14 protein-coding genes are annotated in these 15,285 nt (G+C 68.7%); 8 read left to right on the top strand and 6 right to left on the bottom strand.

Annotation, left to right across the window (positions count from 1 at the left end):
* The first annotated feature begins 136 nt into the window (after nucleotides 1-136).
* The 3 genes from J7357_RS15825 (at nucleotide 137) to J7357_RS15815 (ending at nucleotide 3,283) form a co-directional block, all read left to right on the top strand.
* Entirely contained in the window at nucleotides 137-772 is a 636-nt protein-coding gene (locus J7357_RS15825) for a DUF2076 family protein (protein WP_209247899.1), read from the top strand.
* A gap of 184 nt (nucleotides 773-956) precedes the next feature.
* Nucleotides 957-2,357 carry a type II toxin-antitoxin system HipA family toxin YjjJ gene (gene yjjJ / locus J7357_RS15820; RefSeq protein ID WP_343237424.1) on the top strand — a complete coding sequence of 467 codons (1,401 nt, stop codon included), beginning with the start codon at nucleotides 957-959 and terminating at the stop codon, nucleotides 2,355-2,357.
* A gap of 101 nt (nucleotides 2,358-2,458) precedes the next feature.
* Entirely contained in the window at nucleotides 2,459-3,283 is an 825-nt protein-coding gene (locus J7357_RS15815; protein ID WP_209247897.1) for an alpha/beta hydrolase, read from the top strand.
* 135 nt (nucleotides 3,284-3,418) lie between these two features.
* Here the strand turns inward: J7357_RS15815 and J7357_RS15810 are convergent, their stop codons facing one another.
* Entirely contained in the window at nucleotides 3,419-4,636 is a 1,218-nt protein-coding gene (locus J7357_RS15810; RefSeq protein WP_209247895.1) for a glycoside hydrolase family 30 beta sandwich domain-containing protein, read from the bottom strand.
* Nucleotides 4,637-4,968: 332 nt separating this feature from the next.
* On the opposite strand from J7357_RS15810, the gene J7357_RS15805 reads away from it, so the two are divergent.
* The 3 genes from J7357_RS15805 (at nucleotide 4,969) to J7357_RS15795 (ending at nucleotide 8,051) form a co-directional block, all read left to right on the top strand.
* Entirely contained in the window at nucleotides 4,969-7,056 is a 2,088-nt protein-coding gene (locus tag J7357_RS15805) for a beta-galactosidase (protein ID WP_209247893.1), read from the top strand.
* 219 nt (nucleotides 7,057-7,275) lie between these two features.
* A complete protein-coding gene (locus J7357_RS15800) occupies nucleotides 7,276-7,596 on the top strand; it encodes a DUF3817 domain-containing protein (RefSeq protein ID WP_209247981.1) in 321 nt (106 codons plus the stop codon).
* 122 nt (nucleotides 7,597-7,718) lie between these two features.
* Nucleotides 7,719-8,051: a hypothetical protein gene (locus tag J7357_RS15795; protein ID WP_244667567.1), complete on the top strand. Its 333-nt coding sequence runs from the start codon at nucleotides 7,719-7,721 to the stop codon at nucleotides 8,049-8,051.
* 27 nt (nucleotides 8,052-8,078) lie between these two features.
* Here the strand turns inward: J7357_RS15795 and J7357_RS15790 are convergent, their stop codons facing one another.
* Both J7357_RS15790 and J7357_RS15785 read right to left on the bottom strand, forming a co-directional pair.
* The gene (locus tag J7357_RS15790; RefSeq protein WP_209247891.1) at nucleotides 8,079-9,170 is read right to left on the bottom strand and encodes a DUF1615 domain-containing protein; all 1,092 of its coding nucleotides are present in this window, start codon (nucleotides 9,168-9,170) and stop codon (nucleotides 8,079-8,081) included.
* Between the two features lie 64 nt (nucleotides 9,171-9,234).
* Complete coding sequence (locus J7357_RS15785; protein WP_209247889.1) at nucleotides 9,235-10,068, bottom strand: NAD(P)H-dependent oxidoreductase; 834 nt, start codon at nucleotides 10,066-10,068, stop codon at nucleotides 9,235-9,237.
* 84 nt (nucleotides 10,069-10,152) lie between these two features.
* On the opposite strand from J7357_RS15785, the gene J7357_RS15780 reads away from it, so the two are divergent.
* Nucleotides 10,153-11,046 (top strand): LysR family transcriptional regulator, encoded by an 894-nt coding sequence (locus J7357_RS15780; RefSeq protein ID WP_209247888.1) that lies wholly within the window; start codon nucleotides 10,153-10,155, stop codon nucleotides 11,044-11,046.
* A gap of 24 nt (nucleotides 11,047-11,070) precedes the next feature.
* Here J7357_RS15780 and J7357_RS15775 read toward each other — a convergent pair whose 3' ends face one another.
* The 3 genes from J7357_RS15775 to J7357_RS15765 all read right to left on the bottom strand — a co-directional run bounded on the left by J7357_RS15775 (nucleotide 11,071) and on the right by J7357_RS15765 (nucleotide 14,071).
* The gene (locus J7357_RS15775) at nucleotides 11,071-11,907 is read right to left on the bottom strand and encodes an SAM-dependent methyltransferase (RefSeq protein WP_209247885.1); all 837 of its coding nucleotides are present in this window, start codon (nucleotides 11,905-11,907) and stop codon (nucleotides 11,071-11,073) included.
* A 247-nt stretch (nucleotides 11,908-12,154) separates the two neighbouring features.
* Nucleotides 12,155-13,264, bottom strand: a complete 1,110-nt coding sequence (locus J7357_RS15770) for a peptidoglycan-binding protein (protein ID WP_209247883.1) — start codon at nucleotides 13,262-13,264, stop codon at nucleotides 12,155-12,157.
* A 108-nt stretch (nucleotides 13,265-13,372) separates the two neighbouring features.
* The gene (locus J7357_RS15765) at nucleotides 13,373-14,071 is read right to left on the bottom strand and encodes a hypothetical protein (RefSeq protein WP_244667565.1); all 699 of its coding nucleotides are present in this window, start codon (nucleotides 14,069-14,071) and stop codon (nucleotides 13,373-13,375) included.
* A 291-nt stretch (nucleotides 14,072-14,362) separates the two neighbouring features.
* Between J7357_RS15765 and J7357_RS15760 the strand changes: the two genes are divergently transcribed.
* On the top strand, nucleotides 14,363-15,238 hold the full coding sequence (locus J7357_RS15760; RefSeq protein ID WP_010340290.1) for a DMT family transporter: 876 nt from the start codon (nucleotides 14,363-14,365) through the stop codon (nucleotides 15,236-15,238).
* The last annotated feature ends 47 nt before the right edge of the window (nucleotides 15,239-15,285 follow it).

The following is a 15,285-nucleotide window of genomic DNA, read 5'->3' as shown; positions in this document are numbered from 1 at the left end:
GCCCCGGCCCCTGCATCGACGGCGCCTGGATGAATGCCGGCGCACTGGCGCGCAGGCCATGCCCTTGGCGCCACCCTGGCCATGCCCATACCGTGCCGTGCCGGCACTGGGCCGGTCATCGCATCCAGGTACGGGTATGACTCCGCAAGAACAGCAGCTTCTCGAAGACTTCCTGGCGCGCCTGCGCAGCGCCGGCGGGGTGGCCAAAGATCCGCAGGCCGACGCGCTGATCCACGCGCGCCTGGCCGATCAACCCGATGCCGCGTATCTGCTGGTGCAGCGCACCTTGTTGCTGGAGCACGCGCTGGAGGCCGCCAAGGCGCAGATCGCGCAGTTGCAGCAGGCGGCCACGCCCCCGCCGCCGCCGGCCAGCTTCCTGGGCCAGGGCTTCAATGCGGCGCCGCCGCCGTTGCCGCCTGCGCCCGCTGCCACAGGCGTCGCCGGGGCTGGTGCGCCCGGCTGGCGCGAGCGCTGGTTCGGTGGTGGCGCTGCGGCCGCGGAGCCGACGCCGGCACCGGCCGCCGCGCGTGGCCCCAGCTTCCTCAGCACCGCGGCCACCACCGCGGCCGGCGTGGCCGGTGGCATGTTCCTGTTCGAGGGCGTGGAAAGCCTGCTGGGCGGCCACCATGGCGGCGGCCTGTTCGGCGGCGGCGCGCCGCAGGAGACGGTGGTCGAGAACATCACCAACAACTACTACGACGACACGCCGCAGCAGGACCTGGGCCAGGACTTCCAGGACGACGGCGACTTCGGCAACGACAACTGGACGTAGCCTCGTCGCTTGCGCTTCTGCCGGATCGGTCAGGCGAGCGCCTGCAGAGCGCTCGCCTGAGGTTCGGCAGGCTGGCCATCCATCGGTTCAGTTATCTATTCAAAGCAGCAGTCACCAGTGGGCCGGTATCGAGCTAAGGGGCAATAAATACAGTTACTTACAAGTCTAGTTCTTTTGACTATCTATTCATAAATCTATTCAATCCAGGAATGAGCGAGGCCGGCTACGCGATCTGATTGCTTTTCTGCGCCATGAGGGGGCAGAGACGGCGCCTGGTATCGCAGCGGCGCTCGGCATCAGCCAGCCGACGGTCTCGCGTCTGCTCAGCGCTGCTGGCGATCAGGTGCTGCGGATCGGCAAGGCACGCGCCACGCGCTATGCGCTCAGCCGCACGCTGGGCCGGGCAGGTCGACGCTGGCCCCTGTTCCGTCTGCGTCCTGACGGGTGCGCCGAGACGCTTGGCGATCTCCATGCCATGCACGGCGATGGATTTCTGTTCGTTCCGCAGAGCGCGCGACCGGTGCTGGTGCATGGTGAATTCGCCGATGGCGTGTTCCCGGGGCTGCCGTGGTTCCTGGACGATCAGCGCCCGCGAGGCTTCCTCGGCCATGCCTTCGCACGGCGCGTCGCCGAAGACATCGGCGCGCCGCAGGACCTGCAGCGCTGGCAGCCTGACGATGTCGTGCTGTCGTTGCTGCGGCATGGCGACGATCAGCCCGGCGACCTGGTCCTGGGCGAGTTCGCTTTGCAGCGTGCGCAACAGGCCGCCCTGCAGCCGGCTGATGCGCTGGAGAAGGCGCAGCGATCCCAGCATTATCCGCAGCGCGCCGATGCCGTCTTGCGTGGCGAGGCGGTGGGCTCGTCGGCAGGAGGCGAACAACCGAAGTTCACCGCAATACTGCACACGGAAGGCGGCTACACGGCGGTCATCGTCAAGTTCAGCGAGCGTGCCGGCACGCCGGCCGCGCAGCGTTGGAGCGACCTGCTGCGGTGTGAGCACCTGGCCAGCGACATCCTGCGTGCGCACGGCATCGCCGCCGCCGAGAGCGAACTGCTCGAGAGCGACGGTCGCGTGTTCCTGCAGTCCACGCGGTTCGACCGCACGCCTGTGCTGGGGCGGCGCGGCTTCGTCTCGCTGGCCGCGGTGGATGCGGCCTACTTCGGCCATGGGCGCATCGACTGGTGGTCGTTTGCACCGCAACTGCAGCGCGACGGCTGGCTGAGCGACGCAGATGCGCAGCGCCTGCGCGTTTGCGGTTGGTTCGGCGCCTTGATCGCCAACAACGACATGCATCTGGGCAACGCTGGCCTGATGCTGGACGATGCCTTGCCGCTGGCGTTGGCGCCGATCTACGACATGCTGCCGATGGCGTTCCGACCCGCGGCCAGCGGCGAGGTGGTGGAGCGCGCCTATGTGTTGCCGTTGCCGACACCAGACCAGCGCGACGACTGGCGTGCAGCGGCCGGCATGGCGGTGCCGTTCTGGGAGCGTGTCATCGAGGACGTGCATGTGTCCGCGGCATTCCACAGCATTGCGCGGGACGCGCTGGCGCAGTTGACCCGCGCCGTATCGCGGATCGGTTGAGCGCTTTCGCACAGCGTTAAATCACCCGACACATCGCCCTCACGCGGGCCGGACATGCGGCAGTGGAAGCTGCCGCGACTCCCCACCACGAGGTCCTGCCCATGGCTGCAACCAGCGCACGTGTCCGTCTGCATGTCGAAGATACCGGCGGTGCCGGTCGTCCGGTGATCCTGATCCATGGCTGGCCGCTGTCGGCCGAGGCCTGGAAGGACCAGGTCGGGCCGCTGCAGCAGGCCGGCTACCGGGTCATCGCCTACGATCGTCGCGGCTTCGGCCGTTCCGAGAAGCCGGCCGACGGCTACGAGTACGACACCCTGGCCGACGACCTGGCCGGCATCATCGAGGACAAGCAGCTGCGCGACGCGGTGCTGGTCGGGTTCTCGATGGGCGGTGGCGAGGTGGCGCGCTATGTGGCGCGGCATGGCACTGCGGCGCTGGCCGGCGTGGTGTTCGCTTCCGCGGTGCCGCCGTACATGCTCAAGACCGAGGACAACCCGGAAGGGCCGCTGAGCAAGGAGCAGGCGCAGGAAATGGAGCAGGGGCTGAAGGCCTCGCGCGAGACCTTCTTCGACGACTTCACCCGCGGCTTCTTCAGTGCCCACGGCACGCTGAAGGTGAGCGAGGCGCAGCGCCAGGAAGCGATCGCGCTGTGCCTGCAGAGCGACCAGACCGCGGCGCTGGGCTGCATGCAGGCGTTCGGCACCACCGACTTCCGCGAGGATCTCACCAAGGTCGACGTGCCGACGCTGGTGCTGCACGGCGATGCCGACGCGACCGTGCCGTACGAGGGCTCGGGCCAGCGCACCCATCGCGCCATCGCCGGCAGCGACGTGGTGCTGTTGAAGGATGCGCCGCATGGCTGCAACACCAGCCATGCCGAGGAGTTCAATCAGGCGCTGCTGGGGTTCCTGGCCAAGCTGGGCTGATCGCTGGCGCATAACGCGGTGCAGACGCGCAAGGCGTGGCGCCGCGACGACGCAACTAGGCAGCAGGTAGAAACCAACCCGCGGCAGTGCTCGGCTGCCGCGGGTCGATACGACCGACTCAAGCCATCGCGCAGATCACTCGCCGACCAGCGTCGCCACGCTCTGCGGGTCGACGTAGACCACGGTCTGGCCCGAGGCGACGCTGTACTTGCCGCCGTAGCCGACGTTGAGAGTGGACGAGGTGCTGTACTTGGTGAACGCGGTGGCGCTGCCGGCGGGCACGCGCACGGTGAGCTGACGATGCTGGGTGCCGGTGTTGACCGCCACCAGGACCAGCTTGCCGCTCGGGGTCTTGTAGGCGCTGACGGCGACGTCGTTATACGGCGCGGCGGTGGCGCCGATGCGCACCGAACCCGGACGCACGAAGCGCGCGTATTGCGACATCACGTAGCCGCGCTTGCTCACCGTGCCGTTCTCGGCGATCAGCCCGTAGCTGCGGCGGATGTACCACCAGATGTAGCCGCTGTAGTTGGCGAGCATGCTGTTGTGCAGTTCGCTGCCCACGCCGAGCGCCGACGGCCAGGCGTTGCCGTCGGTGTTGTCGGTGTAGTGTTCGGTCATCCACAGCTGCTTGCCCTTGCTGCGCGCCAGCGGGTAGTCCTTGGGCTGCACGCCATACAGGTGACCGCCGACGATGGACAGGTACTGGGCGGCGCTGCTGTTGAGCACCGGGTCGGTCAGTGCGGTGTTGAAGCCCAGCGACTCGGCCGCGAGCAGCTTGAACTTGCCGAACTTCGCGCCCTGCGCGCTGATGAAGTTGAGGAAGTCGGTGCCGTTCCAGTCGCCCGACTCGTAGTCCGGATGCCAGTCCGGTTCGTTCTGCAGTGACAGGGCGTAGATCGGTGCGCCCTTGCCGTCCATGTAGGCGGTGAAATCCAGCAGGTGCTTGGCGTAGGCATCGTAGTACTGCGACAACAGCTTGCCGCCGTTGTTGAGGTTGTTGTTGGACTTCATGTAGGCCGGCGCCGACCACGGCGTGGCCAGCAGCACCGCGCCGTGCGCGCGGGCCCGCACCGCCGAGGGCACCTGCTGGCTCCAGCCGGAGCTGGACGGATCGATGCGCATGCGCATGATCGACAGGCCGATCTGCCCGGTGTCGCTGCCGAACGCCAGGTCGACCTGGGCCGGGGTGAGGTCGGCGATCCAGCCGGCGCCGTTCATGCCGCCGAAGCCCTGGATGGTCTGGTGGACCTCGCTCGGGGTCACGGTGACGGTCTGCGCCAGGGCGGTGCCGGCGGAGAACAGCGTGGCGGCCGCGGCGAGCAAGGTGCCGAGCAAACGGGGGGTCTTCATGGCGTGTCCAGCAGTGGGGGAGGCGTGACGCTAGCCAGCGCAGATGACCATTTCAATGTCGCGGTCGTCCAAAGCCGGCAAGTGAGACCGGCGGCGCACCCCAAGCGCCAACGTCTCCTCAATCCACATCAGCGTATGCGTCGCGCTGCATGATGCGTGCAGCGCGGTGCACCACCCGGCTGCGGCGTGAGGTGCGGCGTGCGGATTGTGCGCAGTTGCGCGTGCAAACGCCGCAAGATGCACAAGTGCGCGCATGGCAAAACTGCGCACAATGCAGGCGCTGGCACAGCGCAGGGGGCGTGCCGGCGTTTCCTCTTGCGAAGGTGTTGCGCATGCCACTGTTCCGTGTTCCGCAACGCTGCGGCGTTGCCCTGTTCGCTGCGATGCTGTCGATCCTGCTCTGCCTGCCGTTGTCGGCGCAGGCGCAGGCCACCCGCTATCGCGACGTCGCGCCGCTGTTGCTGGGCGTGGCCTGGTATCCGGAGCAGTGGCCGGAGGCACAGTGGGAGCAGGATCTGGCGCTGATGCAGGCGGCGCACGTGCGCGTGGTGCGGATCGGCGAGTTCGCCTGGAGCCGGATGGAGCCGCGCGAGGGGCAGTACGATTTCGACTGGATGGACCGCGCCATCGCCGCGGCCGCGCGGCACGGCATGGTGGTGGTGCTGGGCACGCCGACTGCGGCGCCGCCGGCGTGGTTGACCCAGGCCTATCCGGACACCTTGCGGGTCAGCCAGGATGGCGTGCGCGACGAGCACGGCAACCGCCAGCAGTTCTCCTTCGCCAGCGCCCGCTACCGGCGCTTCGCGCATGCCATCGCCGAGCAGATGGCGCAGCGCTACGGGCACAACCCGCATGTGGTCGGCTGGCAACTGGACAACGAGTACGCGCAGTCCTCGTTCGATCCCGAGGCCAAGGCGCAGTTCCACGCCTGGCTGCAGCGCAAGTACGGCAGCATCGAGGCGCTGAACCAGCGCTGGGCCACCGCCTACTGGAGCCAGACCTACAACGACTTCGCGCAGATCCCGGTGCGCGAGGACGAGGAGAATCCGGCGCTGCTGCTGGAGTGGAAGCGCTTCGTCAGCGACACCTGGGCCGACTACTCGCGCAACCAGATCGACGCGATCCGCCCGCATGCCGATCCGCGCCAGTTCATCACCACCAACACCATGGGCTGGTTCGCCGGCTTCGACGCCTACACCGTGCACAGCGCGCTCGACATCGCCGCCTGGGACGACTACGTCGCCGGCGAGCGCTACGACTGGGTGGACAATGCGGCTCGCCACGATCTCACCCGCGGCTACAAGCAGCGCAACTACTGGGTGATGGAGACCCAGCCCGGCTTCGTCAATTGGCGCGCGACCAACGTGGCGCTGCGCAAGGGCCAGGTGCGGGCGATGGCGTGGCAGGCGGTGGCGCATGGCGCCGATGCGGTCTCGTACTGGCAGTGGCGCGCCGCGCCCAACGGCCAGGAGGAATACCACGGCACCCTGGTCGGCGCCGATGGCGCGCCGGTGCCGGTGTATGCGGAGATCCAGCAGGTCGGCGCGGAGTTCGCCAAGGCCGGTCCGGCGCTGGCGGGCACCACGCCGCAGGCGCAGGTGGCGTTGATCAACGACTTCGACAGCCGCTGGGCGATCGGCTTCCAGAAGCACGCGGCCGACTTCGATCCGGTCGTGCAGATGAAGAGCTTCTACCGGCCGCTGCGGCAACAGGCGCAGGTGGTCGACGTGGTCTCGGCGATGGCGCCGCTGGAGCGCTACAAGCTGGTGGTGGCGCCGGCGCTGAACGTGCTGACCGAGGCGCAGGCACAGCGGCTGAAGGCCTATGTGGAACACGGCGGGCATCTGGTGCTGGGGCCGCGCAGCGGCATGAAGAACATCGACAACGGCCTGCATCCGCAGCGCCAGCCCGGTCCGCTGGCGACCTTGCTCGGTGGGCGCGTGGAGCAATTCTATGCGCTGGACAAGCCGATCCCGCTGGTCGGCGCGGGCGCCGACGGCAGCGCCAAGATCTGGGCCGAACAGTTGCAGGCCACTACCGCCGACACCGCCGCGCCGCTGCACTACGGCGCGGCCAACGGCTGGCTGGATGGCGCGCCGGCGCTGCTGACCCGGCGCGTCGGCAAGGGCCGCATCAGCTATGTCGGCGGCTGGTTCGACGACGCCACGCTGGATCGCCTCACCGGCGACTGGTTGCGCGACGCCGGGGTGCAGGCGCCGCTGGCCGACGTGCCGGAGGATGTGGAAGTGGGCGTGCGCAGCGACGGCACGCGCCGCATCGTGGTGCTGATCAACCATGGCGCCACCGCACACACCGTGCGGCTGCCGGCGTCGATGCGCGCGCTGCTGGGGCCGACGCCCAGCGGCGATACGGTGCAACTGGCGCCCGACGACGTGGCCGTGCTGGAACAGCGCCGCTGAGGACTGCCGCGGTGCGCTGCGGCGCACTGCCGGCCACGCGATGACGGATCGGTGCGCTGGGGCTACCTGTGCCGCGCTCGCCGTGGCCGCGTCGCGCCTGTGCGCCACGCGCAAGGACACGCTCTACAATGCAACTGCCAGCGGGCGTCGCCGCCGCCATCGCGTCGCGGCCTCGTTTCCTCACTGGAGTCGCGTGTGTCATTGTCTTCTTCCCGTCCGTTGTCGCCGGTGGGCCGGCTGTTCGCCGCTGCCGCCGTGTTCGAAGGCCTGACCTGGGCCGGTCTGTTGCTCGGCATGGTGCTCAAGTACGGCACCCAGACCACCGAGCTGGGCGTGTGGCTGTTCGGACGTCTGCATGGGGCTGCATTCCTGCTGTACGTGGTCGCCAGCCTGCTCGCGGCGCTGCGGTTGCGTTGGCCCTGGTGGGCGTGGGCGTTGAGCCTGCTGGCGGCGCTGCCGCCGCTGGTCACGGTGCCGCTGGAACTGTGGTTCCGCCGGATCGGTCTGCTCGGCGCGCCAGGGCAGCGTGCCGTGGAATAGTGCAGGCGCTGCGGCGCAGGCGAGGCATCTTGCCCTGTGCGCTGCGCTGCATCGGTGGTGCGTTGTGACGGCATTCTCCGGCTGCGCTCTAGAATGCAGCCCCCAGCGCAGGCGAGGAGGCCATGGGCAAACGCAAACGACGACCGCCCCCGCCAATGCCGACACCCACGCGCCTGCAACGGCTGGTCGCGCGTCTTGAACGGCCGGTGTTGATGTTGATGGCGGCGGTCATGGTGGCGGTCGCCGCGATGAAGCTGTACCTGCTGGCGAAAGCCCTGCAGAGCGGCGTGTACATCAGCGTACCGAGAGCCGGGCCGAAGCGGATCTATCTGCTGGCGACCGATCCAGGCCACTATTGGTTCTCGATCGCGTGGGACAGCATGCTCTGCCTCGTGTTGCTGGCGCTGGCCATCGCCACGGGCTGGGCGCTGATGGCGCTGCGCAAGCCGAAGTAGCATCGGGTCGGCGGATCGCCGCGGCCGTCACTTGTCCAGGCAGCGCCGCCAGCGCTCGGCCACGCGCTGCGCGAACCAGGCGGTGGTGAGCTTGCGGGTGATCTTCGGGCTTTCCAGGGCGATGCCCGGCAGCACTGCGCGCGGCAGTGGCTTGCCGGCATCGCGGTCGGCCAGCGCGAACACCTGACGATACAGCGCGCTGTCGGCGAAATCCGCCTCGCCGCCGCGTTGCAGTTCGCGGCGGATGGTGCGCGCGTCCATGCCCAGTTGCGTGCCCAGGCTGCGCGCGGCGCGCTCGGTGGCGCCGGGGACGTCGAGGTCGGCGCCGGGCGTCAGCAGATCGCCATCGAGGGCGAGCGAGATGCCGCTGGCGCGCGCCAGCGCGGCCTGGAACGCGGCATTGCGGCTGGCGTACCAGCCGGCATTGAAGTCGGCGAAGCGGTACAGCATCGCCGCTTCGTTCGGGTAGCCGAGCAGGTGGCGGGTGCCGAACCAGATGCCGCCGCGGCGGCTGAACACCGCGTGGCGCACGCCGTCGCTCAGCGGATACGGATAGCCATCGGTATGCGCCTGCGCGAAGGCGATGCTCACCTGCATCGGTCCGGCGGTGTGCACCGGGTTGAGGTCGCCGAACAGGCGCTGGCCCAGCGGCACGCTGCCGGCGATGTCCTCGAAAATGGTGCTGAGATCCTGCTCGGTGCGTGCGGCGGCCAGGCGCTCGGCATAGCTGCGTCCATCGGGCCCGCGCAGCTTGAGCGCCGCATCCAGCGCGAACGCCGGCACATGCACCGCCGCCGCGCGCCGCTGCAGTTCCGCCCGGGCGATCTTGCCCAGACCCGGCACCGGTGGATTGGTCTGGTAGGTCGATTCCTGTTCGATCACCGCCAGGACCGCACAGATGTTCTCGGCATTGGTGCCCAGACTCTGCGAGGCCAGGGCCACGTAGACGTCGTCGGCCCAGCCGCGGCGATCGGGCGCCGTGGCCGGGATGCGCCGGGCGATGTCGGCCTTGACCTCGCTGGGCGTGCGCTCGGGCAGACGCGGCGCCTGCGTGGCGCAGGCGCCGAGCAGGGCGGCGCTGCACACGGCGAGCAGGCGGACGAAGACGGCGGTGGACATCGGCGCGGCGGCTCCAACGGAGTGGCGATCGCTGCATCCTACAGGTGCGCTGTCGGCGCCGCGCCTACGTCGTCGGCGTCGACGCTGTGCGGTCGGAGGTCGCCGCCGCTTGCGTGTCCGTGTCGAGCACATGGATGCCGAAGCCGCTGCGGCCGGGTGCGAATTCCTCCCGCAGCGTCAGTGCCGGGATCGCGTAGTCGCCTGCATTCTGCTTGCGGAACGCGATCGGCGTGGTGCTGAACAGCGTGTCCAGGCGTTCGCCCAGCGCCGCGCTGGTCTGCGCGAAACGCGCCGCATCCATGCGTCCACTGCGGTACACCACGAACGGCGGCAGCACATCGAACCCGGGGTAATGCAGGATGCCGTGCTGGATCGGGAACAGCAGGTCGTGGATGGGGCCGTTGATGCCGCGCGGTGAGTAGTGCGATTCCCAGCCGCCGGCGGTGACGATCAGCATCGCGCGCTTGCCGGCCAGCGTGCCTTCGCCGTAGCGGTCGCCCCAGTGGGTGTCGGAGTGTTCGCCGACGCCGTAGGCGAAGCCGCAGGCATACACCCGGTCCACCCAACCTTTGAGGATGGCCGGCATCGAGAACCACCACAGCGGGAACTGCAGCAGCAGCGCATCGGCCCAGCGCAGCTTGTCCTGCTCGGCGGCGATGTCCGCGCGCTGGCGGCCGCTGGCGAAGGCGCGCTGCGAGTCGCGCGAGGGATCGAAGCGCGCTTCCGCGGCGCCGTCCAGGCTGTCCTGCGCGTCGACGGTGGTTTTCCAGTCCATCGCATACAGGTCCGACACCTGCACGCGATGGCCGGCGGCCTGCAGGCGGTGCACCGCCGCCTGCTTGAGGGCGCCATTGAGCGAGGCGGGTTCGGGATGGGCATAGACCAGCAGGACGTTCATGCGGGTTCTCGGTGAGGGAAGGTCTCCACGCTAGGCCGCGCTTCGCTATACTGGAAATGAATTGCCTTGATGGTCGCTATTGCCATGGTTGATCTGCGGCGCCTGGACCTCAATCTGCTGCTGACCCTGGACACGTTGCTCGACACGCACAACGTGACCCGCGCCGCGGCGCGTCTGCATCTGTCGCAGCCGTCGGTCAGCGTGCACCTGGCCAAGTTGCGCGAGGCGCTGGGCGATCCGTTGCTGCTGCCGGGGCCACGCGGCATGCGCCCCACCGCCCGCGCCGAATCGCTGCGCGCCCCGTTGCGCGAGGCCTTGCAGGCGCTGCAGCAGGCGGTGGCACCGGACGCGCCGTTCGATCCGGCGCGCGCGCAGACGCTGTGGCGGGTGGCGGCCAGCGACTACGGTGCGTCCACCGTGTTGTTGCCGGCGATCGACGCCCTGCGCCGGGTGGCGCCGGGTACAACATTGGCGGTGCTGCAGTTGGCGCCGCCGACGATCGCGCAGCAGGCCGAACAGGGCCAGATCGACCTGGCCCTGCACACCGTCGCCGACGCGCCGCCCGGCCTGCGCCGGCGCACGCTGTTCGCCGAACACTACGTGCTGGTCGGTCGGGCCGGTCATCCGCGGTTGCGACGACGACCGAGCCTGGCCCAGTTCTGCGCGCTCGAGCATGTCATCGTCTCGCCCGATGGTGGCGGTTTCAGCGGCGTCACCGATGCGGCGCTGCGCGCGCATGGCCTGCAGCGCCGGGTGGTGCTGTCGGTGCCGCACTTCCAGTTCGTCGTTGCCGCGCTCCAGCGCAGCGACCTGGTGGCGATGCTGCCCGAGCGGCTGGTGCGCGAACAGCCCGGCCTGCGGGTGTGCGCGCCGCCGCTGGAACTGCCCGGCTACGAGATGGCCATGCTCTGGCACGAGCGCGTGCACCGCGATCCGGCGCACCGTTGGTTGCGCGAGCACATTCTCGCGTCGATCTGATATCGCGTTGGGCGCGCTGCCGCCTCAGCGGCGCGTGGCCAGCACCCCGTCCAGCGCCAGTTGCGCGGCGAAGCCGGCCTTCTCCAGGCGTTTGGCCACCTCGCGCGGCACATCGCGGCCGCTGGTGAGCTTGTTCGGCGTGCCGGTGTAGTGGAACAGCCGGCCGCCGCGGCGCAGTACTCGCGCCAGTTGGTCGTAGAAGGTCTGTGCGTAGAGTTCGCCGGCGATGCCGAAGCGCGGCGGGTCGTGCAGGATCGCGTCCATCGACGCATCGGCGATGCCGCCGATGGCGGCGCCGACATCGCCATGGGTCAGCTGCAGGCGACCGTCGCTGGCGGCCGGATCCGGCGACCACGGATTGAGCGTGCGCAGCCACAGGACATCCGCGTTCTTCTCGAACGAGTGCAGGCGCGCCACGCCGGCTTCCAGCGCGCAGGCCGCGAAATAGCCGAGGCCGCCGCAGGTATCCAGCACTTGCTTGCCGCGCGGCTCCACCAGCGCCACCTTGCGCCGCGCGTCCTCGAACGGCGACAGCTGCGCGCTGGGCAACATCTTGATGCCGTCGATCTCGAAGGTCGGCGCGCCCCACTCGGTGGGCACCAGCTTGATCAACGCGCCGCCGAAGCGCGACACCGCGGCGAAGTCCTCGCCGTCCCAGTAGTAGAGCGTGCGGTCCTTGAGCTTGCCCGGATAGGGATAGTCGCGTCCCTGCCACTGCCAGCGCTCGGCTCCAAGCAGTGCCTGGCCGTGACTGCGCTCCAGGTCGAGCGAGCCGGACCAGGTGGCGGCGCCGGCATCGCGCGCGGCAAGCAATGCGGCGGCGAGCGGACGGGTGAGCAGGGGGCCGGAATAGCGGGTCACGGGGGATCTGCCGGCAGCAGGGCGCGGCACGGGGCTCGGATGCGGGAGCGCATCGTAACCGACGCGGCACCGAGAGGGGATGACTGCGACGGGCGAGCGCCGCATTTCCCGTCGCTACGTGCGAAACGCATCGGCAGGATTGCGGCACCGGACCAAGGCGCTACTCCGGCAGAAGCGCTTTGGTCTCCGGTGCACATCTCACCGGGATCCAGCCGCCGCGTCCTGCACGAGCAGTGCGGCAGCTTCGTCAATGCGCCATGCCACCGCGTGCCTGCGCGGGTTCCAGCTGCGGGGCAGGCTGCTGCAATGCTTGATCGCGCTGCTGATTCTGCGCATCCACCTGGCGTGTGCTTTCCTGCAGCGTCGGCGCCTGGTCCAGATCGACACGCGCACGAAATCCTGGCGTGGTGCCGGCGACGAACGCAGCCTTGTCCTGCACCGTGACCGTCTGCAGTTGCTGCGGGCCCTGGATGCCCTCGGCTTTGGCCGCTTGCAGGGTGTGCGCGACTTGCGCGTCGGTGGCGCCGGGCATGCGTTCGCGCAACGCGTCGAAGAACGGATGGTCGGCATGCGTGGCTTCGGAGAGCAGGGGCGAGCGCTTGGCCTCCGCCAGAGCTGCCCGTGTGTCGCGTCCGACGACGGCATCGTCATCCAGGCCATGCGCGCGCTGGAACTCTTTCAGGGCATGGCGCGTATTGCGTCCGAAGTCGCCGTCCGGCTTCAACGGCTTGCCGTCGGCGCCCCGGTAGCCCAGTTCAGCCAACTGCTCCTGCAGTGCCCGGGTTTGCTGGCTGCGCTCATCTCCACCCATGCTGGCCAACTGCTGCAGCGAGACCTTGCCGCTCTGGATGTCGGCGACCAGCTCGGGCGTGATGGTCTGGGCCCATTGGTTCGCGGCCTGCACGCGTTCGTTGGCACCGTTGTCGCCACCATTGATGATGCGGCCCGCCGCACGGGCGTTGTCGCGCAGGTTCTCCGGCACGCGATCCCGCCAATAGGCCACCGCGAGATTGGCCGCCGTCTGCGGCTCGGCCGCCAGGTCCGGGTTGTTGGCGAGATCGACATTGAAGCGCTGGCCGTAGCGCTCGTAGTTGTCGCGGCCGGTGTACTGCAGATAGCCGCGGCCATGAAACCGCCAGCCGTCGCCGGGTTCGGTATTGCCAAGATCGGCGCGGTTTTCGTACATCACGGTGGCAATGCGCTGCGGATCGCGGCTGGCAACGGCGTCCTCCACCTGCTTGCGGGTGAAGCGGTCATCGGCCGAGGAGACCGCGGCGATCACGCTGTCGGCCGAGGTATAGCCCAGGTTCTCGTGCATGCGGCGAAAGTGGCCGGTCTCGACGGCGGCGTTGCCCATCAGGTTGGCCAGTTCGGTTGGCGAGGTGATGCCGGAATCGACCGCAGTCTTGAGCAGCAATGCCGAGCTCTCGTTGAAACGGGGCATGGTTCTCTCCTTGGAATCGGATTACTGGACGACGGCGCGGTGCTTGTCCATGGCGTCCTGCAGTTTTTCTGGGTCGATCTGCGAAATCGGGGTCCACGCGAAGTCCGCCGGGTAACTGGCGGTTCCGCGGAAGACCTCCATCGCGCCGCTCTGCGGATTCTCTGCAGGTGCCGTGCTGCTCGCTTCCGCCAGATACCAGGCTTTCTTGGCCGAGTCGTACTTCAGCGTGTAGGTGACATTGCTGCGCGCCTGCTGGTTGACGTAGACGATTTCCTGCGTCTTCAGGCTGAGGTTGTCGTCCAGGCGCTTCGCGTTGCGCGCCACATCGTTGTAGAGGCAGTCGACCGCTTGCGGGCTACGGTCGGCCACGTTCCATGCCGCATTCGCCTGTTGCAGGACCAACAGCTCGCAAGTGTTGCCTGACGCATCGGCATTGGCGTGGCGGACGATGGCGACGGCATCGGTCCCGCCGTTGCCGGTCAGGTCGTGCTGTTTGAAGGCCAGGATCTGGTCTCCCGGCTTGAGCAAGGGTTGCAGGGATGCCTCCCCTGAAAGGGACGCCGCCGGCGAAGCGGACGCCTTGTCGGTCGTTGGAGCAGGGGAGGGCGAGTCCGCGCCGCCGTTGGCGGCGTGGTCGGCCGATGTGGTTTGCGCGGACGGCTGGCAGCCGATCAGGCTTGCCGCAAGGAGGAAAGGCAGACAACGTGGCAGTGATGGCATCGGGCGGTCTCTGGCTGCACGCAACGGGCGCGTTGCGATCGGGTTCAAGGCAGCAGGGAGGCCGACGAGGCGGTCTTGGGTTCGCGTCGTCCTGACACGGAGGCAACTCCCGCTCCCTGGATGCAACCGCGGGCACACCCTTGGTTGCGCTGAGGCTTATAGCAACGCATTGCTTAAGAATTTGTCGTGTCCTGGACGGTTCGCGCGGTCGCTGCTTCCGTTCCCCCCGCATAATGGGCGCCAGTTCCCGTGTGCCCGGTATGGGGCGCCGTTGATCGCAAGAGGCTCATGATGCTCAAGGGTGTGCTGCTCGGTTTCGCCTGTTACGCCGCCTATTCGATCAGCGATGCCTTCGTGAAGGGGCTGGAGGGGTCGCTGCCGGCCTACGAGGTGGTGTTCTTCGGGGCGCTGCTGATGCTGTCGGCGCTGCCGTTCCTGAAGAAGCCGGGCGATCGCTGGCGCGAGGTGGTGGTGGCGCAGCGGCCCAGCATCTGGCTGCTGCGCGCGTTCACCGGCGCGGCCGGCAATCTGTCCGCGGTTACCGCGTTCACTCTGTTGCCGATGGCCGAGGCGTTCGCGCTGATCTTCCTGATGCCGATCTTCGTCACCGTGCTGTCGGTGCTGCTGCTCAAGGAGGAGGTGCGCTGGCGGCGCTGGCTGGCGGTGATCGTCGGCTTCATCGGGGTGCTGGTGGTGCTGCGGCCGGGCTTCCGGCACCTGGGCCAGGGCCATGTCGCGGCGATCGTCTGCGGCCTGGTGGGGGCGGTGTCGGTGATCAGCCTGCGCATGGCCGGGCCCGGCGAGAAGCGCCTGACCCTGTACGGCGCCGGCGTGCTCGGCCCGCTGCTGATGGGCGGGCTGCTGATGCTGCCGACCTTCGTCTGGCCGACCTGGCAGCAATGGATCCTGCTGGCCGGCTACGGCCTGCTCGCCGGCCTGGCCGCGATCTTCATGATGTACGCCTCGCGGTCGGCGCCGATCAGCGCGGTGGCGCCGACCCAGTACAGCCAGATGCTGTGGGCGATCGGCTTCGGCTACTGGCTGTTCCACGATCACCTGGACTGGCCGATGGCGGTGGGCATCGCGCTGATCCTGGGCGCCGGGCTGTTCACCCTGGTGCGCGAGGAGAAGGTCACGCGGTGGTGGCGGCGCACCAAATTGGTGTGAGCGCGGCCGCCTGAGCCGATCTCGGTCGCCGCACCGGTACCGATCAG

This window comes from Xanthomonas sp. D-109 (genome assembly GCF_017746095.1).
GTDB lineage: Bacteria > Pseudomonadota > Gammaproteobacteria > Xanthomonadales > Xanthomonadaceae > Xanthomonas_A > Xanthomonas_A sacchari.
Note: the sequence above shows the minus strand (reverse complement) of the source record. Positions and strands in the feature narration are given on the sequence as shown.